Genomic DNA, 18,908 nt, shown 5'->3' with positions numbered 1-18,908 from the left:
CGCGCAAGCGGACCAAGCCCCGCGGCCGCGCCGGCTCAGGGGTAGAGGCCGCGCAGCGCCCGCGCCTCGAGGATGCGCGTCGCCGCCACGATGTAGGCGGCCGTGCGCAGCAGCACCTTGCGGTCCTGCGCCACCTGCCAGACGGCCTCGAAGGCCTCGCGCAGGACGCGCTCGAGGTTCTGGTTGATCTCCTCCTCGGTCCAGAAGTAGGAGTTGAAGTCCTGCACCCACTCGAAGTACGAGACCGTCACGCCCCCGGCGTTGGCGAGAACGTCGGGCACCACGACGACGCCGCGCTCGGCGAGGATGTCGTCGGCCGCCGGCGTCGTGGGACCGTTCGCGCCCTCGACGACGATCTTGGTCTGCACCTTGTGGGCGTTCTGCTCGGTAATCACGCGCTCCAGCGCCGCCGGCACCAGGAACTCGCAGGGAACCGCGAAGAGCTCGGCGGCGGGCAGCGGCTCGGCCTTCGGGTAGCCGCGCACCCCGCGCGTCTCCGACTCCGCCACGTAGCGGATCAGGTCGTAGGGGTCGAGGCCCTCCTCGTTGTAGATCGCCCCGGTCACGTCGGCGATGGCCACGATCTTGGCGCCGTGGTCGTAGAAGGCGCGCGCCGCGGCGTTGCCCACGTTACCGAAGCCCTGGATCACCACGCGGCTGCCCTCGATGGGCAGGCCGATCTTCTCGGCGGCCGCGGCGGCGGTGAAGAAGACCCCGTTGCCGGTCGCGTCCTGCCGGCCCAGCGAACCGCCGATGGCGATCGGCTTGCCGGTGACGACGCCGGGGGTGGTCGAACCCACGTTCATCGAGTAGGTGTCCATCATCCAGGCCATCTCGCGCTGGCCGGTGCCCACGTCGGGGGCGGGGATGTCCTTCTTGGGGCCGATGAGGATGCCGATCTCGGAGGTGAAGCGGCGGGTGACGCGCTCGAGCTCCGAGGGGGAAAGCTGCCGCGGGTCGAGGCGGATGCCGCCCTTACCGCCGCCGTAGGGCAGCCCCACGGCGGCGTTCTTGATGCTCATCCAGGCCGCCAGCGCCATCACCTCGGAAAGCGTCACGTCCTGGTGGTAGCGCACGCCGCCCTTGGCGGGCCCGCGCGAGGTGTTGTGCTGCACCCGGTAGCCCTCGAAGTGGACCACGGTGCCGTCGTCGAGGTGGATGGGCACGTCGACGATGAGGATGCGCTTGGGCCGCTTCAGGGTGTCGACCCAGTACTTGAGCTTGCCCAGGTAGGGGGTGACGCGCTCGACCTGTTCCAGGTAGATCCCCCAGGGGCCTTGGTCGCCGGACGGCAGGTAGGACAACGGTTCGCTCTTCATGGATACACCCCCCGCATGTGCGTGGAGAAGTTGATCTGATCTACCGCGATGGCGTAGGAGGCCAGCCGCAGATCGATCGCGTGGGCCTCCGCGTACGTGCACACCTCTTCCAGCGTCTGGGCCACCCGGCGCTGCATCGCCGACCAGACGCGGTCCTCCGACCAGTTGAACATCGAGAAGTTCTGCACCCACTCGAGGTAGTCCATCGTCAAGCCCCCGCCGCCGGCGATCACGTCGGGCACGACCGGAACCCCGCGGCGCCGCAGTTCGGCGTCGGCGTCGGCGGTCACCGCCCCGACGGCGGACTCGACGATCACCTTGGCCCGCACCTGATCCACGTTGCCCTCGTTGATCAGTCCCTCCAGGGCCGCCAGGATCAGGAAGTCGGCGTTCAGGCCCACCAGGGCGTCGCGGCCGATGGTGTGGGCCCCGGCGAAGCCCTCGACGCGGCCCGTTTCCTTGAAGTGCGCCAGCAACGCCTTGTAGTCGAGGCCGTCCGGGTTGTAGACCGCGCCCCACTCGTCGGAGACCGCGACCACCTTCGCCCCCGCCTCGGAAAAGAGCCGCGCCACCGCGCGGCCCACCTTGCCGTACCCCTGCACCGCTACGGTGCTGCCGGCGAGGTCCTGCTCCTGAAAGCGGGTGAAGGCCTCGACGGCGTAGAGGACGCCGCGGCCTACGGCCTCGCCGCGCTTGGAAACGCCCCCGAGCTGCGGGGGCTTTCCGGTGACGACGCCGGGCTCGGTGAAGCCGCGGTTGGTGGAGAAGGTGTCCATCATCCAGGCCATCTCGCGCTCGCCCGTCCCCAGGTCGGGCCCCAGGATGTCCTTGTCAGGACCGATCACGTCCACGAGCTCGGCGGCGTAGCGGCGGGTCAGCCGCTCGACCTCGCCGAGGGAGAGCTTGCGCGGGTTCACCGACACGCCCCCGGCGGCACCGCCGTAGGGAAGGCGGAAGACGGCCGACTGGATGGTGGCGATGGCCGCGAGCCCCACCGACTGCCCCAGGGAGACGCGGGGGTGGTAGCGCACGCCGCCGCGCGCCGGCCCCAGGGCGATGTTGTGGACGACCCGGTAGCCGCTGAAGAAACTGACCGTGCCGTCATCGAGCTGGACGGGCACGGTCAGGGCCACCGTTCTTCGGGGGTGGGTCAGGTACTCCACGGTGGCCGGGTGGGCGTTCACATGCGCCAAGGTGCGTTCGAGCTGAGCCAGAAAGTCATGCCATAGCCCCGGCTCACCGGGAGGTTTGTAGGCGCTCTTGAGCATGGGTACCTCCTTGGTCCGCCACGATGCTTAGGTCTACTGCAAGCGCTCCAGTTCCGCAAGGGCCAAACCTTCCAGCGCGGCCTTCGCTTCGGAGCCGGGCAGCACCTCCAGCGCCGCCAGAGCGCGGCGAATGCGTTCGCCGATCACCTCGACGACGCGTTCGGCCACGCCGCTGCGCACCGCCAGCTCCCGCAGGAAGGCGACGTCGTCGGGCTCGCGCCCGCGCCGCAGCAGCACCTGCCCTACGCGCTCGGGTTCGGCCTCGAGCAGCCAGAGCGTGATCAGCGTGACCTTGCCTTCGCGCACGTCGCCGCCCACGGGCTTCCCCAGGCGTTCCGAAGCCCCCATGAGATCGAGGTAGTCGTCGCGCATCTGGAAGGCCATGCCGTACTCGCGGCCGTAGACGACCAGCGCCTCGCGCAGGGCCGCGGGCGCCCGCCCCAAAAGGGCCGCGCCCTCGGTGGCCGCGCGCATCAGCGCCGCGGTCTTGCTCTCGATGATGCGGTAGTACTGGGCCTCCGAATACTCCTGGTAGGCCGCGGCCTGGAACTGCAGCACCTCGCCCTCGGCCAGCTGCCGCGCCGCCTCGGCAAAGAGGTGCACGAGCTCGATGCGGCCGGTCTCGGCCAGCAGGAAGAGGACACGACTGAGCAGGTAGTCGCCGGAAAGGACGGAGACGGCGTTCCCGTACTTGCGGAAGGCGGCCTCGCGGCCGCGGCGGGTCTCGGCGTCGTCGACGAGGTCGTCGTGGAGCAGCGTCGCCGAGTGCAGCAGCTCCACGGCCAGCGCCAGCTCCATCTCGTGGGGCACGCCCCCCAGGGCGCGGCTGGCCAGCAACGCGAGCCGGGGGCGGATGCGCTTGCCCCCGGCGGCGATCAGATCGTCTTCGATCAGCTGGATGAACTCGACGTCGGAACGAAGCAGGGCGCGCAACCTTCGCTCGAAGGCTTCGCCCGGTTCGGGCAGGGCGGACAACGACGGCTCTACGCTCACCGAGTCGAGTATACCCGCAGATGCCGGGCTACTGCGCCTTCAGCGGGAAGATGATCTTGATGTCCTGCTCCCATTGAACGCTCTTGCCGTTCGAGGTGCGCGCGAAGAAGATCGCGCGCGCGTGCCAGTCGAGGTAGTTGGCGTCGTTGAGGTAGGCTTCGTAGACCCGCGAGGCGATGTCGCCGTCCAGGCTGAACTCGAAGGGCTCCGAAGACGCCCAGCCGTACTGCCAGCCCTCGCTGCTCTTGGTGCACTGCTGGGTGCCGCCGTCGGCGGCGGGGCAGACGATGCCGGCGGGGATGGGAACGGGGTAGTTGGCCACGTAGGAAGAATCCCCTACCTTGACCTCGTTGCCGCCGGCGTCCAGGTAATGCACCTCGATGCGCTCGAGCACGCCTTCGGGCGCCCCCGGGGCCGCGATGACCTGTGCCGTGTTGCCGACCACCACGAGTCCGGTATCCGTCACCTCGAAGCCCCACATGGCCGGCGTGAGGTTCACCTGATAGTACTGTTTAAAACCGATATCAAGCATGCCGCACGAGGTCAGCGCCCCGGCCGCGAGCACTACCCCTAAGATCAGCCACTTCTTCATCCCATCATCTCCTCTCGCCACCTTGGGTTCAGCATAAAGAAACCTAAACGGGAAAGTCCAGCCATAAAGTCGACGTTTTCGACGGCCACCTCTTCGGGCAGGCTCAGCACCACCGGCGCGAAGTTGAGCAGCCCCCGCACCCCGGCGCGGACCAGCCGCTCGGCCACGGCCTGGGCCTGCCCTTCGGGTACGGCCAGCAGGGCGACGTCGACGTGCTCGTCCCGCACCGTGGCCTCGAGCTCCTCCAGCGGGCGCACGGTCACCGGACCCACCCGGCGGCCGATGATCCCGGGGTCGACGTCGAAGCCCGCGACCAGCTCGTAGCCCTCCGCGAGTCCGGGGTAGTCGGCGAGCGCCTGCCCCAGCCGCCCCATGCCCACGATGATCAGGCGCCACTTGCGCCCCAGCCCCAGGATCTGGCGCAGCTCCCGCCGCAGGACCGGGACGGTGTAGCCGACGCCGCGGGTGCCGTAGCTGCCGAAGTAGGCCAGGTCCTTGCGCACCTGGAACGCGGTGACCCCGGTGGCGCGGGCCAGCTCCTCGCTCGAGGTGCGCACCGCGCCGGCCTCCTCCATGCGCTCCAGGGCCCGCAGGTAGCGCACCAGCCGGGTGATCGTCGCGTCCGGAATCTTGGCCACTAGCGCACCTCGACGACTTCGAAACCGGCCTCGACGAGCCGGCGCTTGAGCGCCGCCAGCTGATCGGGGGCAACGGGGCCGACCCAGACCTTGATCCAGGGCTTGCGGTACTGCAGCACCACCGGACCGATCCCCTGGTCGCGCAGCGTGCGGACCGTGGCCTCGGCCGACGCCAGCTGCTTGAAGGCCCCAACCTGCAGGTAGGTCTGGGTGGGTTCGGGGCTGTCACCGCGGTAGATCTGCGGCTCGTAGCCGGACAGCCGCTCGGCCGCCTGGACCGCGTCGCCGCGGCGGGTGAAGGGGCCGACGGCCACGCGGGTGACGCGCCCGACGGGCTCGAGCCGGACGGCGTAGCCCTGGGCCTCCAGCTTCTGGGCCAGCGCCAGCGCGTTGAGCGGGTTACCGAAGGCGCCCACCGAAACCCGGAAGATGCCCGTCTCCGGCCCCGCCGGAGCGGCGGGGGGCGGGGCGGTCTCGGTACGGCCCGCGGGCGCGGCGGGTGCGGCCGGCGCCGTCGCCGCCGCGGGTTCGGACGGAGCCGCGCCGGCGGGCGGCTCCGTGGCGGTCTCGGGCGCGGCCGGCAGCAGGGGCACCACGGTGACCGGCTCGTCGGCCGCCGGGGCCTCGGCGTCGGCCCCCGCCGGCGCCGTCTCGTCGGGCGCGGGGCTGGCGATGGGAACCGGGGCCGTCACCCCGGACGGGGCCTTGGCCTTGAAGGGGTTCACGCCGGTGAGGAAGAGCACGATCCCGACGACCGTAACCGCAAACACCGCGAAGATAAGCGCGTCAATCCAGTTTTCTCGTAACCAGCGCATAGGTTCTCCTTGACGAGCTCATTTCTTGATGAGGCTGCGTGCGGGCTCGAAACCCAGCTCCAGGGCCCGCTTCCAGGCGCGCTGGGCCTCCGACTCGCGCGCCAGCGCCTTGAGCGCCCAGCCCAGGTTGTACCAAGCCTCGGCGTTGTTGGGGTCTTCCAGGACCACCTGGGTAAGCACCTGCTCGGCGTCGCTGAAACGCTTCGCCGCCAGGTACGCCGCCCCCAGGTTGAGGCGGGCCACCGGCGAGGGGTTGAGCTGCACCGCCCGCTCGAGCGCGGGCACCGCGGTGTCCAGGTCCTGCAGCGCGTAGGCCGCCAGCCCCAACCACAACCAGGCCTCGGCGCGGTCGGGGATCAGGTCCACGGCCTGCAGCAGCAGCGCCCGCGCCTCGCCGTAACGGCCGAGGCGGTACGCGCTCTTGCCCCCGACCAGCAGCGCGTCCGCCCGCACGTCGCCCTGGGCGGCGGCCGCGGCCAGCTTGGCGTAGCGCGAGGCCTGCTTGTAGTCCTTCTTCTGGAAGTAGGCCGCGGCCAGGCCCACGAGGATGCGCGGCTCGTCGGGCTTCACGCTGTAGGCCTTCTGAAAGGCCACCAGGGCGCGGTCCGCGTCCCCGGCGCGCAGCCAATGGGTGCCCAGGTCGTAGTGGGCCTGCCAGAGGCGCGAGTCGAGACGGGTCGCCTCCTGCAGCAGCTGCGAGGCCTTGTCCGGATCCGTCGGCTTGAGGATCATGGCTTTCTTGAGCAGCAGGTTGGCCCGCACCGCGGGGTCGTCCACGGCCTGCAGCGAGCGGTCCAGCTCGCGCAGCGCACGCTCGGTGAGGCCCTGCCCCACGAAGATGTCGGCCAGCAGGCTAACCGCCGCCACGTGCCCGCGGTCGCGGTTGAGCACCTTGTACAGGTAGGGGATGGCCTCCTTGGGCTTCCCGGCCATCGCCAGGTTGTCGGCCACCTGGTAGAGCAGCTCCTCGTCCTCGCCCACCTTCCCCAACGCCTCGATCAGGACCGCGGCGGCTTCCTCGGGGGAGCCGAGCTTGCGCAGCGACGAGGCCAGGCCCAGGTAGGCGGGCCGCAGCACCTCGGGGGAAAGGTTCTGTTCCTCGCCGAGGGCCAGGGCCTTCTTGAACGCCGCCGAGGCCTCCTCCCAGCGGCCCAGGTCGGCGTAGGCGACGGCCAGGTTGTACCAACCTTCGTAGCGGTCCGGGAAGAGTCGGGTCACCTGGTCGAACTCGAAGAGCGCACCGCGCAGGTCGCCCTTGCGGTAGAGCGCGAGGCCGAGGCCGAAGTGGGCCTGGAAGTTTTGATAGTCGAGCGCCAGCACGTCCTCGAAGACCCGCGCCGCGTCGTCGTAGCGGCCCACGTCCAGGTAGGCGCGCCCCAGCGCGACCATGGTGGGCAGGTCCCCCGGCTGGCTTTTCAGCTGCTCCTCCAAAGCCGCTGGATCGGGACTGGCGGACGGGGTGGTTTGCGCATAGGCGAACCAACTCCCGAGAAGCAGTAGGATGATCCACGTTGGTTTCATAAGACGACTTCCTCCCGGTACCGACATTCTTTGCGCTATTCTATCAGGATCTTCACTTCCGTCACAAGAAAATCGGCACCTTTACCCCGGGCCCGGCGCCGCCGGGGGAGCGATCGGGCCGCGAACCTCGCTTGACAGCCCTGCGCACCTTTGTTAAATTAATCGATGGCGACGCGGGGTGGAGCAGTCTGGTAGCTCGTCGGGCTCATAACCCGAAGGTCGCAGGTTCAAATCCTGCCCCCGCAACCAAAACCCGAGCGCCGTGCCACCAGGCACGGCGCTTTCTTCGTTTAGCGGCTCAGGCGGGCACGCCGTAGCGGGCGAGCACCAGGTAGATCAGCCAGCCGCTGAGCGCGGCGTAGAGCCAGACCGGAACCGCCCAGCGGACCCAGACGCGGTGGCGCGCCAGCTCGCCCCGTAGCGCCCAGTAGACCGCGACCAGCACCAGCGGCAGGTTCAGCGTCGCGGCGACGGTGTGGGTGAGCAGCAGCGCCAGGTAGGGCACCCGACCCCAGGCGGGGCCCCCGTAGTGGGTGGCCCCCACGAAGGACCACTTGATCAGGTAGAGGACGAGAAAAACGGCCGCCAGCAGGATCGCCGCAAGCATCGCCTTGGGGTGCAGGTCGCGGCGGCCGCTGCGGATCATCCCCACGCCCACGACCACCAGCACCCCGCTGGCGAGGATGGCCGCGGCGGCCCAGGCGCCTAGCGACGCCACGCCGGAAACTCCTCCCGCAGCCTCTCGGCGAGCGGCCTGGCCTGGGGGTCGCGGCTGGTTCGGGCGTAGCTGTAGCCGGCCACGAAACAGCGCTCGGCCTCGCCGCCCTCGAGGCGTTGCGCCAGGGTCAGGTAGACGAAGGCGAGGATTCCGTCGCGCGGTTTCGAGGGAGGCTCCTCGATCAGGCGTTCCAGCTGGCGGCGCAGCTCCTCGGGCGGGGCGGCGGCGAGGGCCTGCCGCCGGCGGTCGTCGTGCTCGAACACGCGTCATACTACCATGGGGTCATGGACGCAAAAGAAGCCCTGATCGCCTTTCTCGACGACCCGGAGGCGCTTGCGCTGTCGGAGCTGGCCGAAGCCCTCGAGGCGTGGCCCCCGGCGGCCGCCCTGCAAAAGCTCGCGGCGCGGGCCGTCTTCCTGGAAGACGAGCGCCTGGACCGCCTGCTCGAGCAGGCGTGCGCCGAAGCGCGGCATCTGCTCGCGGGGCTGGAGTCCGGGTCGTTCGTCCCCCCGCACGAGCCGGGGGCCTGAGGCCGGAGCCGGGTACGCCTTTCTAGTACGGGTTATTCTCGCAAACGCCTCCTCAACATTCTGAGGACATACATACCTATGAACGGTTGTACATACCCTTTAGTATTATGGACGCAAGGGTAGATAAGCGGGAGGTGAGAACGCTGGAACAGGACGTTTCCTGCACGGCCAGGCCTCACATCCAAGCGGTGGGCTATTGAACTGGAAATTCAGGCTTTCATGAAAGGAGCCGCAGATGATTCGATCGCTCGCAAAACTGACGATGGTGGTGGTCTTCGGTATTGGACTGGGGATCGGTCTGCTGGCCCTGTCGGGTCTGCTGCCGAACGTCCGGCTTCCCGGTACGGCCCTCGCGCAGATGGGCGGCGGCGACCACCCGCCCGCGGGTTCGGCGCCCACGCTCGAGTGCAGCGACTGCCACGGCAACCACCCCGAGCCCGGGACCTACCAGTCGACACCCCCGCCCGACGCGGACACCATTCCCTGCTTCGTCTGCCACGAGGTGTCAGCGGGCTTCAAGACCGGCGATCCGGGCACCTGGAAGAACCAGTAGCCCGATCCGTACGGCCATCGTCGCCGGGCAGGAGGGGGCTTCCCTTCCTGCCCGCAGCTCAAGGGGGTTGAGAGCGTGATTAGAAGAACGTCTTGGTGGCTGGTCGGCCTGCTCGTCGGCGCCCTCGTCGCGGTGCTGGCGCAGTCCGACGGCCCCGTCGTGGACACCGTCTCCCCGGCCGAGGTGCAGCAGGCGCACGTCGCCGCGCCCGCGTTGGGTTGCTTCCAGTGCCACGGTCCCCACCCCTCCACCCGCGCCAGCGACGCCGACGTGGCGGCCTTCGAGACCCGCCCGCACGGCCGCGGTCCCGCGTTGCTTTGCCGCGATTGCCACGCCTATCCGGAAACGCTCGAGCAGCAGGTCGAGCCGAACAGCTGCGTGGGCTGCCACGCCCTCGGTGGGTTCCCCCTGCCCAGGGCCATCGCGGCGCTGAGCGAGCGCATGGGGCACCCCCCGGTCTTCGAGCTGGGCATCATCAAGGAGGTCCCGCGCGACTGCGCCCTCTGCCACCAGGGGAAGCTGAAGCTGGCGCCCCTGCTGCACCGGCTCCACCTCATGCGTTCGGAGCTCTTCCCCCAGCATTTCCAAGACGGCTGCATCCGCTGCCACGCGTTCAAGGAGGACGGCGAGGTCTCCGTCGAGTCGTACCCGTTGCCTCCGTCTGGAGAGGAGTGATGCGATGCGCCACCCCATCCGCCTGACCGGTCTGGCCCTGGCGTGCGTCCTGGCCGCGGCGGTCGCGCTCGGCGGGGCCCGGGCGGCCACGCCGGAGGACGCGTTCGGCTACCGCCCGCCCGACCACGACCTGCTCGTGGAGCAGGCGGTCCTGGCCCGGATCGACTACCTCGCGGCGCAGGTGGGGGTCTCGGGACAGCTCAAGGCCAAGGTCCAGCAGGGAGGGGTCTACAGCGCGAGCGGCTCCCTGGGCTGGTCGTACGCCCCGGAACAGCTGCTCAGCCGCAAGCAGGCCCTGGAGAACGCCGAGCGCGCGGTGCACCGCAGCCTGCGCCGCGCCGTCTTCGACGCGCTCGTGGCCTACGCCGAGCTGTACAAGAGCCACGCCCGGCTCCAGCTCAGCGAACGGCTGCGGGAACAGGCGCGGGCGGCGGGCAAGGAAGACCCCAGGGCCGAGATCGACTACGAAGAAGCGCGGGCGCAGTTCGAGCTGGCCCAGCAGGAGGCCGCCGCCTACGGCCTGCAGGGTCCCCCCGCGGCCGCCCCCGTGCTCTTCCGGCTGCCCGAGGTGCCGCTCGAAGACGTGCCCGATTACCGGCGCGACCTCTACGCACTGCAGCGCGCCCGTTACAAGCTCCGGCGCATCTGGGCCGGCTTCGCCCCCGACCTGTCGGTCTGGGCGGGGGTGGGCCACGAGAGCGGCCGCTTCCAGGTCTCCGCCTCCAGCCGCGGCCCCTCGACCCAGCTCGTGGTCAAGACGCCGGGAACGGGGACGGGAAGCTGGGAGTACGGCTTCGAGCTCGGCCTCACCGTGCCCCTGGACGCGACGGCCTACACGGCGGTGCGCAGGGCGCAGCTCGAGCTGCAGCAACGCCGCGAGCGGTTCGCGCAGACCCCCTCGCGCGTGGAGACGAAGCGGCAGCGTTACCGCCAGACCGCCGAGTTCGCCGAGCGGCGGGTGCGGCTCGCCCTCGAGGAGCTTCGCGGCGTCGAGGCAAAACTGGCGGCGGCGCGCAGCGGGGCGGACGAAGCGGCCGCGGGCGAGCTGGAGCTGCAGCGCCTCGAGCTGCGGATGCGGCTGGCGGACCTCTGGACCGGCTACCTGCGCAAGGTCTACAACTACCTCGACTACGTGGACGCGGGCTGGGAACTGCAGCGCCCTGCGCGTTGACGCCACCTTCCGTGACGCGCTCCCCCCGCCGGATTCCGGCGGGGGGAGCGTACTACGATGAGGGGGATGGAAAAGCCGAACCCCGGCTCCACGAACGCACTGCAGGCCTGGTCGCTGTTGGACCTGCGCGTCGGCCGGATCGTGCGCGCGGAGGTCCACGACCGCGCCCGCGTCCCCGCCTTCCGCCTCTGGATCGACTTCGGCCCGCTCGGCGTGAAGACCTCCAGCGCCCAGCTCACCGAGCTCTACCGCCCCGAGGACCTGGAAGGGCGGACCGTGGTCGCGGCCGTCAACCTGGGCCCGCGCCGGGTGGCCGGGTTTACCTCCGAGGTGCTGGTGTTGGGGGTGCCCGACGCCGAAGGCCGGGTCGTGCTGCTGGCGGTGGAACGCGAGGTGCCGCCGGGGGGTCGGGTCTATTGAGCGCGCGGGTGCTCGACCTTACGCGGCTGCTGCCGGGTCCGCTGGCGGGCCGGGTGCTCGAGCGCCTGGGCTTCGAGGTGCTGCGGGTCCTGCCGCCGGCGGGCGACGACCTGGCGCGCTGGCAGCCCCGGACCCATGCCTGGCTGAACGCGGGCAAGGCCGCCGTCACCCTCGACCTCAAGAGCCCGCGCGGCCGCGAAGAGCTGCTCGGGCTCGTGCGGGAGGCGGCGGTCCTGCTCGAGTCGAACCGCGCCGGGGTGATGGAGCGGCTGGGGCTGGGCTACCCGGTGCTGCGCGAGCACAACCCCCGCCTCGTCTACGTGCGGCTCGCCGGCCACCGCGACGACCCCGCCGCCCCCGGGCACGACCTCACCTACCTGGCCGCCTCGGGGCTGCTCGACCGGCTCGCGGGGGCCTGGCCGCACGCCCAGCTCGCCGACGCCAGCGGCGCGTTGTGGGCGGCGCTGGCGGCGCTCGAGGGGTTGCGCCGGGGCGGGGGCTTCTACGAGGTTTACCTGAGCGAGGCGGCGGGCTTCTTCGGCTACCCGCCGATCCCGGGACTGGACGGCTCGAACCCCGCCTACCGGGTCTACCCGGCCGCCTCCGGGCGGGTGGCGCTGGCGGCGCTCGAGCCGCACCTCTGGACCCGCTTCTGCGAGGCCGCCGGCCGGCCCGACTGGACCGCCGTCCGCGGCACGGCCGCGGACGAGGCCGTGCTCGCGCGCGAGCTCGAGGCCTTCTTCCTCAGCCGCGACGCCGAGGCCTGGGAGGCCTGGGGGCGCGAGCACGGTCTGCCGCTGCGGGCCGTCCGCCCCTACCGGGCGGCGCCGCTGGAGCCGCCCTGGCGGCGCGGCTAGCCGCGTACGTCGGCGAGCCAGCTGCGGAGTTCCTTCAGGCTTCGGGTGTTAAGGATCCGGTCCGGCCCCAGCCAGGCCCGCTGCGCCGTGCCCACCGCGAGCTCCATGTAGCGCAGGTGATCGATCGCGTGGGCGTCGGTGGAGAGGCTGACCGAAAGCCCCAGCTCGCCGGCGCGCCGCGCCAGCACGTCGGGAAGGTCGAGCCGGGCGTAGTAGCCGTCGATCTCCACGGCCTTGCCGAGCGCGCGGGCGCGCTCGAAGATCTTCTCCCAGTCGGCCTCGATGGGGTCGCGCTTGCCCAGGTGGCGGGCCGTGGGGTGGGCGAGCACGTGCACGTAGGGGTTCTCGAGCGCCCCCAGGAGGCGCTCGGTCTGCTGCTTGCGGCTCAGCTTGAAGTGGGCGTGGACGGCGACGAGGACGATTTCCAGCTGGGCCAGCACATCGTCGGGGTAGTCGAGGGTGCCGTCGGGAAGGACGTCCACCTCGGCCCCCGCGAGCAGGTACGGCCGGCCGCCCGTCTTCTCGTTGACCGCGCGGATCGCGGCGATGCGCTCGGCGACCTTCTCCGGCGGCACCCCGCCGGCCACCCGCACCGCCGGCGAGTGATCGGTGACGGCCAGGTAGGCGTACCCCCGTTCGGCCGCCGCGGCAGCCAGCTCCTCGAGGGTGGCCTTGCCGTCGGACCAGGTCGAGTGCACCTGTAGGTCGCCGCGGATCTGCTCGAGCCGCACCAGCTCGGGGAGCCGCCCCTCCCGGGCCGCTTCGATCTCGCCCCGGTCCTCGCGCAGCGGCGGCGGAATCCAGGGCAGCCCCAGCGCGGCGTAGACCTCCTCCTCGGTCTTGCCGGCGATGCGCCTGGCCCCCTCCCAGACGCCGTACTCGTTGATCTTGAGGCCCCGGTCCAGGGCCATCGTGCGCAGGTGGATCGAGTGGTCCTTGCTGCCGGTGAAGTACTGCAGCCCCGAGCCCCAGGCGTCGGGCTCGACGATCTTCAGGTCTACCTGCAGGCCCGTCTTGAGGAAGACGGTGGCGCGGCTGGCCCCGGCCAGCAGCACCTCGTCCACCTCGGGGAAGCGCACGAAGGCGTCGGTGACCGCACGGCCGCGGCGGCTGGCGGCGAGCAGGTCGAGGTCGCCCACGGTCTCCTTGTAGCGCCGTGCCGAACCCGCGAGCGCGGCGTGCTCCACCTGGGGCAGCTGCTGGAGCCGCTCGACGAGCGCGCGCGCCACCCAGAGCACCTCGCCCAGCGGACGCCGGCGGCTCGCGGCCTCCACGAGCTCGAGGTTGTGCAGCAGCCGCGCCCGTTTCTTCTCGCCAAAGCCCGGCAGCTCCAGGACGCGGCCGCCCTCGAGCGCCGCCTTGAACGAAGCCAGCGAGTCGACCCCCAGTTCGTCGTAGAGCAGCTTGGCGGTCTTGGGCCCCACGCCCGGCACCCGCATCACCTCGAGCACCCCCGGCGGCACCTGCTTCTTCAGCTCCTCGTGCTTCCTGACCTTACCGGTCTCGAGGTATTCGAGGATCTTCGCCGCCAGGTCGTGGCCGATGTAGGGCAGCTCGTCGAGCGCCTTCTCGCCCCCCTCGGCCACCCGCTCGATCGGCTCCTCCATGTCCATCAGGTAGCGCGCCGCCGAACGGTAGGCGCGCACCCGGAAGGGCGAGTCTCCCAGGAAGTCGAGCATGTCGGCGATCTCCGAGAAGATGCGGGCGATCTCGGCGTTTTTCATGGCCGTTTCCATTTTAGCGCGTCCCCGCCGCCCCGACGCGAAGATGAGCGTAAAATGGGACAAACGTCCTACGTCGTCTTCGTACGCTTAAGTCAGTGCTTGCGGAGGTGTATCAAGATGAGCAATGAAGAACGGCCCACAGGAACCATGTTCGTCATCGGCGTACTGGTAGCCACCATCCTCGTCTTCTGGGGTGGCGTGTTCTACCTCTTCATCCAAAGGGGCTAGCCATGGACAACGAGAAACTGATCCACGCGATCGAGCGCTACGAGCGCAGCTGGCTGCTCTTTGCGCTCGTCATGATCGTGGTCTTCCTGATCTTCATCGGCTACACCCTGACCGGCTTCGCCTTCTACGTGCCCAGCGCCGCCGAGCGCATCGACCCCACCACGGTCCGCAACGAGGGCAGCCTCTTCGCCAACCCCCGCGTGGAGAAGACCGGCGACAACGTCTACACCGCCTACGTGCTGGCGCAGGCGTTCACCTTCCTGCCGAACGAGATCCGCGTTCCCAAGGGGGCCAAGGTCGTCTTTTACGTGACCAGCCCCGACGTGCAGCACGGGTTCCACATCCGCGGCACCAACGTCAACGTCCAGGTGATCCCCGGTGAGGTCGGCAAGGTGGAGCACACCTTCAACGAGGCCGGCGAGTACCTGGTCATCTGTAACGAGTACTGCGGCCTCGGGCACCAGGACATGATCGGAAAGATCATCGTGGAGGACAAGTAACATGGCCGTACGTAGCGCTTCCCCCGAAGACATTTACGCGACCCATCCTGAAAAGAAGGTGTCGCTCTACTTCATGGTGCTGGGCTTCATCGCCCTCACCATCGGCGTCATCTTTGGGCCCTTCCAGATCTTCAACTACGCCGACATCGACCTCTACCCCGCGCTCCAGCCCCTCTTCAAGTCGTACTACCAGGGCCTGACGCTGCACGGCGTCCTCAACGCCATCGTCTTCACCCAGTTCTTCATCCAGGGCTCGCTCCTCTACCTGCAAGCGCGCGACTCGAACGTCCGCCCGCTCATGCCGGTGGCCTGGGCCGCCTGGTGGATCGCCCTGATCGGTCTGGCGCTCGCCGCCTGGCCGCTCTTGCTCAACAACGCCACCGTGCTCTACACCTTCTACCCGCCGCTGCAGGGCCACTGGGCCTTCTACGTGGGCGCCGCGCTGATCATCGTCTCCAGCCTGGTGAGCGTCTTCCTCTCGGTGGAGATGTGGGTGCGCTGGAAGAAGCAGAACCCCGGCAAGCCCACCCCGCTGGTCACCTTTATGACCACGGCCACCTGGATGATGTGGGGCCTGGCCGCGATCGGCCTGGTCGTCGAGGCCGTCTTCTTCCTCATCCCCTGGTCGCTCGGCTGGATCAAGGGCGTGGATCCGCTGCTGGCCCGCTCGCTCTTCTGGTGGTCGGGGCACCCGATCGTCTACTTCTGGCTGCTGCCCGCCTACGTCTCCTGGTACGGCCTGCTGCCGCGCCAGGCCGGCGGCAAGCTGATCTCCGACCCGCTGGCGCGCATGGCTTTCCTGGGCTTCCTCGTCTTCTCGACGCCCGTAGGCTTCCACCACCAGTTCGCCGACCCCGGCATCAGCGCCTTCTGGAAGGGCGTCCACACCGTGCTGACCATGATGGTGGCCGTGCCCAGCCTGATGACGGCCTTCACCATCGCCGCCTCGCTCGAGCTGGCCGGCCGCGCGAACGGCGGCAAGGGGATGCTGGGCTGGATCAAGGCGCTGCCCTGGAACAACCCGAGCGTCGTCGCCCAGCTGCTCGGCGCCATCGCCTTCATCTTCGGCGGCGCCGGCGGCATCGTGAACGCCAGCTTCACCCTCGACTACGTGGTGCACAACACCACCTGGATCCCGGGGCACTTCCACCTGCCGGTGGCCACCGCCTCGACCCTCACCTTCTTCGGCATCGCCTTCTGGCTCATCCCCCACATCACCCACAAACCCCTGGCCGCGCCGCGGACCGCGCTCGCCGGCGTCTGGCTCTGGTTCGTGGGCATGATGTTCATGGCCTTCGGGATGCACATGATGGGCCTGCAGGGGGTGCCCCGGCGTGCCCACATCTCGGCGATGAGCGCCGTCAACGACGGCATCTACGCCAGCTCCGCCTTCTACATGGTCTTCAACGCCATCGCCGGCGTGCTGCTCACCATCGCCGCGGTGCAGCTCTTCTACGTCCTCTACGCCACCCTCTTCTCGCGCCGCCGCCTGCCCGCCGACCAGGTGCCCGAAATCCCCTTCGCCGAGGCCATCTCGGGCCCCGAAGGCAAGAACGGCGTCAAGGTCATGGACCGCCTCTTCTTCTGGTGGGGCGCGGCCGTGGTCCTGGTGCTGATCGTCTACATGCCCACCCTGGTGCAGTTGTTCATTCACATGGTGCCTGCCCCCGGCATGCGCTTGTGGTGAACGGTCTTCCATACTCCCAAAACCGCCCCGTACGGGGCGGTTTTGGGTTGGCTGCGGCGCGCGCGGTTTGACAACCGCCGGCGCGGGGTGTAGGCTGGGGTTTGCTTTGAGGCGGGGAGGGCTGCGGCGCTCCCCGGCCTGACGGAGGAAACGATGGCACTAACCACAGCGGAAAAACAGGCGATCATCGAGAAGTTTGCCCAGTTCCCCGGCGACACCGGCTCCACCGAGGTGCAGGTGGCGCTCCTCACCGAGCGCATCAACCGCCTCTCGGAGCACCTGCGCGCCCACAAGCACGACTTCCACTCGCACCGCGGCCTGCTCAAGATGGTGGGGCAGCGCAAGCGCCTGCTCAAGTACCTCGAGCGCGAAGACGCCGAGCGCTACAAGAGCCTGATTGAGAAACTTGGCCTCAGGAAGTAGACTGGACGTACAAAGCGACGGCGGGACCGGGGCTCCGGTCCCGCTTTGTCGCGTAACGAAGAAAGCAGACAGGTGACAGGTATGCCCATCGCTACGGAAAACACCCCCCAACCCCACCGCTTCAGCGCCGTGCTGGGCGGGCGCGAGCTCGTCATCGAGACCGGCAAGTACGCCCGCCAGGCCTCGGGCTCGGTCTGGGTGCGCTACGGCGAGACGATCGTCATGGCCACCGCCGAGGGCTCGAAGGAACCCATCGACATGCCCTTCCTGCCGCTCACCGTCGAGTTCGAGGAGCGGCACTACGCCATCGGCAAGATCCCCGGCTCCTTCATGCGCCGCGAGGGGCGGCCCGGTGAAAAGGCCATCCTTTCGGCGCGGATGACCGACCGCCCCATCCGCCCCCTCTTCCCCAAGGGCTTCCGCCACGAGGTCCAGGTGATCCTGACCGTGCTGGCGGCCGACCAGCAGAACCCGCCCGATGTGCTGGGGCCGCTGGCGGCCTCGGCGGCGCTGATGCTCTCGGACGTCCCCTGGGACGGCCCCATCGCCAGCGTGCGCGTGGGCCGGGTGAACGGCGAACTGGTCCTCAACCCCACCCTGCAACAGCTGGACGAAAGCGACCTCGACCTGATCGTCGCCGGCTCCAAGGACGCGATCATCATGGTCGAGGCCGGCGCCAAGGAGGTCGGCGAGGACCTGCTCGTCGAAGCCCTCGACTTCGCCCACCGCGAGATGCAGCCGTTGATCGCGCTGCAGCAGGAGATGCGCGAGCAGCTGGGCAAGCCCAAGTTCGCCTGGAGCCCGCCGGCGACGCTTTCCGACGAGGAGCTCGAGGCCTTCTACCGGCTCGCGATCGAGCGCGGACTAAAAGACGTGCTGCTCACCGCCTCCAAGCACGAGCGGGCCGAGGCCCTGGACGCCTTCCGCGACGCCCTTATCGCCGAGATCGTCCCCGAAGAGGACGAAGACGCCGAAGCCCGCCGCGCGCTCTACAAGCAGGCCTTCGGCGACGTGACCAAGCGCGAGCTGCGCCGCATGATCGTCGAGGAGAAGAAGCGCGCCGACGGCCGCGGGCCGGCGGAGATCCGCCCCATCTGGATCGAGGTGGACGTGCTGCCGCGCTCGCACGGCTCGGCGATCTTCACCCGCGGCGAGACCCAGGTGCTGGGCACCGTCACCCTGGGGACCGGCCGCGACGAGCAGATCATCGACGACCTGGGGCTGGACGAGTCGGAAGACTTCCTGGTCCACTACAACTTCCCGCCCTACTCGACCGGCGAGGTCAAGCGCCTGCGCGGCGTCTCGCGGCGCGAGGTGGGCCACGGCAACCTCGCCAAACGGGCGCTCAAGCCGATGCTGCCCGAGAAGGACGCCTTCCCCTACACCATCCGCGTGGTCGGCGACGTGCTCGAGTCCAACGGCTCCAGCTCGATGGCCACCGTCTGCGCCGGCTGCCTGGCGCTGATGGACGCCGGCGTGCCCATCAAGAAGCCGGTCGCCGGCATCGCCATGGGGCTGGTCAAGCCCGAGGAGGGCGAGCCGGTGGTGCTCACCGACATTTTGGGCATGGAGGACGCCCTGGGCGACATGGACTTCAAGGTGACGGGCACCCGCGACGGCGTGACCGCGCTGCAGATGGACATCAAGGTGCAGGGACTCGACGCCGCGGTGATGCGCCGCGCCCTGGAGCAGGCGCGGGCGGCGCGGCTGGCCATCCTCGACCAGATGGAGAAGGTCCTGCCGGAGCCGCGCAAAGAGCTCAAGCCCTTCGCGCCGCGGATCCTCGCGCTCAAGATCCCGGTCGACAAGATCGGCGCGGTCATCGGCCCCGGCGGCAAGAACATCCGCGCCCTCGAGGAGCTGGGCGTCTCGATCGACATCGAGGAGGACGGCACCGTGCGCATCTACTCGGCCGAGGGCGGCGCCGCCGAGGAGGCCAAGGCCCGCATCGAGAACCTCACCCGCGAGGCCAAGGTGGGCGAGATCTACGAGGGCGTGGTCGTGCGCACCACCAACTTCGGCGCCTTCATCCAGCTCTTCCCCGGAACCGAGGGGCTCCTGCACATCAGCCAGATCGCCGAGGAGCGCGTCGACAAGGTGGAGGACCACCTCAAGGTGGGCGACAAGATCACCGTCAAGGTGAACCGCATCGACGAGAAGGGCCGCGTCGACCTGGTGCGCCCCGAGCTCGAGGGCAAGATCCCCCCGCGGCGCCCGCCCCGCTCGGGCGGACCGCGCCGCCGCTAGCACCGCCAGGTATCGGTCGGCCGCCCACC

21 protein-coding genes and 1 tRNA gene are annotated in these 18,908 nt (G+C 69.6%); 12 read left to right on the top strand and 10 right to left on the bottom strand.

What is annotated here, in order from left to right; all coding sequences use genetic code 11:
- Positions 1 to 35: 35 nt before the first annotated feature.
- Genes HNQ05_RS08100 through HNQ05_RS08070 form a run of 7 tightly spaced genes read right to left on the bottom strand, consistent with a single transcriptional unit; the run spans position 36 to position 7,056 of the window.
- On the bottom strand, positions 36 to 1,319 hold the full coding sequence (locus tag HNQ05_RS08100; RefSeq protein ID WP_147149111.1) for a Glu/Leu/Phe/Val family dehydrogenase: 1,284 nt from the start codon (positions 1,317 to 1,319) through the stop codon (positions 36 to 38).
- Entirely contained in the window at positions 1,316 to 2,587 is a 1,272-nt protein-coding gene (locus HNQ05_RS08095) for a Glu/Leu/Phe/Val family dehydrogenase (protein WP_147149109.1), read from the bottom strand. The genes HNQ05_RS08100 and HNQ05_RS08095 overlap by 4 nt, the downstream gene beginning before the upstream one ends.
- Before the next feature lie 33 nt (positions 2,588 to 2,620).
- On the bottom strand, positions 2,621 to 3,580 hold the full coding sequence (locus tag HNQ05_RS08090) for a polyprenyl synthetase family protein (RefSeq protein ID WP_147149107.1): 960 nt from the start codon (positions 3,578 to 3,580) through the stop codon (positions 2,621 to 2,623).
- A gap of 28 nt (positions 3,581 to 3,608) precedes the next feature.
- Positions 3,609 to 4,172 (bottom strand): hypothetical protein, encoded by a 564-nt coding sequence (locus HNQ05_RS08085; RefSeq protein WP_147149105.1) that lies wholly within the window; start codon positions 4,170 to 4,172, stop codon positions 3,609 to 3,611.
- Positions 4,169 to 4,810 carry a redox-sensing transcriptional repressor Rex gene (locus tag HNQ05_RS08080; protein WP_147149103.1) on the bottom strand — a complete coding sequence of 214 codons (642 nt, stop codon included), beginning with the start codon at positions 4,808 to 4,810 and terminating at the stop codon, positions 4,169 to 4,171. Before HNQ05_RS08080 ends, HNQ05_RS08085 begins: the two co-directional genes overlap by 4 nt.
- Entirely contained in the window at positions 4,810 to 5,625 is an 816-nt protein-coding gene (locus HNQ05_RS08075) for an SPOR domain-containing protein (RefSeq protein WP_183677733.1), read from the bottom strand. The genes HNQ05_RS08080 and HNQ05_RS08075 overlap by 1 nt, the downstream gene beginning before the upstream one ends.
- An 18-nt stretch (positions 5,626 to 5,643) precedes the next feature.
- Complete coding sequence (locus HNQ05_RS08070) at positions 5,644 to 7,056, bottom strand: tetratricopeptide repeat protein (protein WP_246104064.1); 1,413 nt, start codon at positions 7,054 to 7,056, stop codon at positions 5,644 to 5,646.
- Between the two features lie 262 nt (positions 7,057 to 7,318).
- Here HNQ05_RS08070 and HNQ05_RS08065 point away from each other — a divergent pair.
- Positions 7,319 to 7,395 (top strand) — tRNA-Met (locus HNQ05_RS08065).
- Positions 7,396 to 7,444: 49 nt separating this feature from the next.
- Here the strand turns inward: HNQ05_RS08065 and HNQ05_RS08060 are convergent.
- Positions 7,445 to 7,864 carry a DUF420 domain-containing protein gene (locus tag HNQ05_RS08060; RefSeq protein ID WP_147144961.1) on the bottom strand — a complete coding sequence of 140 codons (420 nt, stop codon included), beginning with the start codon at positions 7,862 to 7,864 and terminating at the stop codon, positions 7,445 to 7,447.
- Positions 7,852 to 8,127 (bottom strand): hypothetical protein, encoded by a 276-nt coding sequence (locus tag HNQ05_RS08055; RefSeq protein WP_147144959.1) that lies wholly within the window; start codon positions 8,125 to 8,127, stop codon positions 7,852 to 7,854. Before HNQ05_RS08055 ends, HNQ05_RS08060 begins: the two co-directional genes overlap by 13 nt.
- 21 nt (positions 8,128 to 8,148) lie before the next feature.
- Here HNQ05_RS08055 and HNQ05_RS08050 point away from each other — a divergent pair, with 21 nt between their 5' ends.
- The 6 genes from HNQ05_RS08050 to HNQ05_RS08025 all read left to right on the top strand — a co-directional run bounded on the left by HNQ05_RS08050 (position 8,149) and on the right by HNQ05_RS08025 (position 12,070).
- Positions 8,149 to 8,394 carry a hypothetical protein gene (locus HNQ05_RS08050; RefSeq protein WP_147144957.1) on the top strand — a complete coding sequence of 82 codons (246 nt, stop codon included), beginning with the start codon at positions 8,149 to 8,151 and terminating at the stop codon, positions 8,392 to 8,394.
- Between the two features lie 235 nt (positions 8,395 to 8,629).
- Entirely contained in the window at positions 8,630 to 8,947 is a 318-nt protein-coding gene (locus HNQ05_RS08045; RefSeq protein WP_147144955.1) for a hypothetical protein, read from the top strand.
- A 75-nt stretch (positions 8,948 to 9,022) separates the two neighbouring features.
- Positions 9,023 to 9,622 (top strand): hypothetical protein, encoded by a 600-nt coding sequence (locus HNQ05_RS08040; RefSeq protein WP_147144953.1) that lies wholly within the window; start codon positions 9,023 to 9,025, stop codon positions 9,620 to 9,622.
- 4 nt (positions 9,623 to 9,626) lie between these two features.
- A complete protein-coding gene (locus HNQ05_RS08035) occupies positions 9,627 to 10,793 on the top strand; it encodes a TolC family protein (RefSeq protein WP_147144951.1) in 1,167 nt (388 codons plus the stop codon).
- A 66-nt stretch (positions 10,794 to 10,859) separates the two neighbouring features.
- A complete protein-coding gene (locus tag HNQ05_RS08030; protein WP_147144949.1) occupies positions 10,860 to 11,213 on the top strand; it encodes a tRNA-binding protein in 354 nt (117 codons plus the stop codon).
- An 8-nt stretch (positions 11,214 to 11,221) separates the two neighbouring features.
- Positions 11,222 to 12,070, top strand: a complete 849-nt coding sequence (locus HNQ05_RS08025) for a CoA transferase (RefSeq protein WP_147144948.1) — start codon at positions 11,222 to 11,224, stop codon at positions 12,068 to 12,070.
- Here the strand turns inward: HNQ05_RS08025 and polX are convergent.
- Positions 12,067 to 13,794, bottom strand: coding sequence for a DNA polymerase/3'-5' exonuclease PolX (gene polX, locus HNQ05_RS08020; protein ID WP_147144946.1), 1,728 nt, complete (start codon positions 13,792 to 13,794; stop codon positions 12,067 to 12,069). The two genes, HNQ05_RS08025 and polX, sit on opposite strands and share 4 nt — an antisense overlap.
- Before the next feature lie 117 nt (positions 13,795 to 13,911).
- Here polX and HNQ05_RS08015 point away from each other — a divergent pair, with 117 nt between their 5' ends.
- From HNQ05_RS08015 to pnp, 5 genes are all read left to right on the top strand, one after another.
- The gene (locus HNQ05_RS08015; RefSeq protein WP_013458305.1) at positions 13,912 to 14,022 is read left to right on the top strand and encodes a cytochrome c oxidase subunit 2A; all 111 of its coding nucleotides are present in this window, start codon (positions 13,912 to 13,914) and stop codon (positions 14,020 to 14,022) included.
- Positions 14,023 to 14,024: 2 nt separating this feature from the next.
- On the top strand, positions 14,025 to 14,522 hold the full coding sequence (locus HNQ05_RS08010; protein ID WP_147144944.1) for a cytochrome c oxidase subunit II: 498 nt from the start codon (positions 14,025 to 14,027) through the stop codon (positions 14,520 to 14,522).
- Position 14,523: 1 nt separating this feature from the next.
- On the top strand, positions 14,524 to 16,209 hold the full coding sequence (locus HNQ05_RS08005) for a b(o/a)3-type cytochrome-c oxidase subunit 1 (protein ID WP_147144942.1): 1,686 nt from the start codon (positions 14,524 to 14,526) through the stop codon (positions 16,207 to 16,209).
- A 153-nt stretch (positions 16,210 to 16,362) separates the two neighbouring features.
- Complete coding sequence (rpsO, locus tag HNQ05_RS08000; RefSeq protein ID WP_147144940.1) at positions 16,363 to 16,632, top strand: 30S ribosomal protein S15; 270 nt, start codon at positions 16,363 to 16,365, stop codon at positions 16,630 to 16,632.
- A gap of 81 nt (positions 16,633 to 16,713) precedes the next feature.
- Positions 16,714 to 18,879: a polyribonucleotide nucleotidyltransferase gene (gene pnp, locus HNQ05_RS07995; protein WP_147144938.1), complete on the top strand. Its 2,166-nt coding sequence runs from the start codon at positions 16,714 to 16,716 to the stop codon at positions 18,877 to 18,879.
- Positions 18,880 to 18,908 lie beyond the last annotated feature (29 nt).

This window comes from Oceanithermus desulfurans, from assembly GCF_014201675.1.
Lineage (GTDB): Bacteria > Deinococcota > Deinococci > Deinococcales > Marinithermaceae > Oceanithermus > Oceanithermus desulfurans.
Note: the sequence above shows the minus strand (reverse complement) of the source record. Positions and strands in the feature narration are given on the sequence as shown.

Bases quoted from the DNA above. Each gene is read 5' to 3' on its own strand.
- HNQ05_RS08100 (WP_147149111.1), bottom strand. From the start codon at position 1,319: ATGAAGAGCGAACCGTTGTCCTACCTGCCGTCCGGCGACCAAGGCCCC.
- HNQ05_RS08095 (WP_147149109.1), bottom strand. From the start codon at position 2,587: ATGCTCAAGAGCGCCTACAAACCTCCCGGTGAGCCGGGGCTATGGCAT.
- HNQ05_RS08085 (WP_147149105.1), bottom strand. From the start codon at position 4,172: ATGAAGAAGTGGCTGATCTTAGGGGTAGTGCTCGCGGCCGGGGCGCTG.
- HNQ05_RS08075 (WP_183677733.1), bottom strand. From the start codon at position 5,625: ATGCGCTGGTTACGAGAAAACTGGATTGACGCGCTTATCTTCGCGGTG.
- HNQ05_RS08050 (WP_147144957.1), top strand. From the start codon at position 8,149: ATGGACGCAAAAGAAGCCCTGATCGCCTTTCTCGACGACCCGGAGGCG.
- HNQ05_RS08045 (WP_147144955.1), top strand. From the start codon at position 8,630: ATGATTCGATCGCTCGCAAAACTGACGATGGTGGTGGTCTTCGGTATT.
- HNQ05_RS08035 (WP_147144951.1), top strand. From the start codon at position 9,627: ATGCGCCACCCCATCCGCCTGACCGGTCTGGCCCTGGCGTGCGTCCTG.
- HNQ05_RS08030 (WP_147144949.1), top strand. From the start codon at position 10,860: ATGGAAAAGCCGAACCCCGGCTCCACGAACGCACTGCAGGCCTGGTCG.
- polX (WP_147144946.1), bottom strand. From the start codon at position 13,794: ATGAAAAACGCCGAGATCGCCCGCATCTTCTCGGAGATCGCCGACATG.
- HNQ05_RS08015 (WP_013458305.1), top strand. From the start codon at position 13,912: ATGAGCAATGAAGAACGGCCCACAGGAACCATGTTCGTCATCGGCGTA.
- HNQ05_RS08010 (WP_147144944.1), top strand. From the start codon at position 14,025: ATGGACAACGAGAAACTGATCCACGCGATCGAGCGCTACGAGCGCAGC.
- HNQ05_RS08005 (WP_147144942.1), top strand. From the start codon at position 14,524: ATGGCCGTACGTAGCGCTTCCCCCGAAGACATTTACGCGACCCATCCT.
- rpsO (WP_147144940.1), top strand. From the start codon at position 16,363: ATGGCACTAACCACAGCGGAAAAACAGGCGATCATCGAGAAGTTTGCC.
- pnp (WP_147144938.1), top strand. From the start codon at position 16,714: ATGCCCATCGCTACGGAAAACACCCCCCAACCCCACCGCTTCAGCGCC.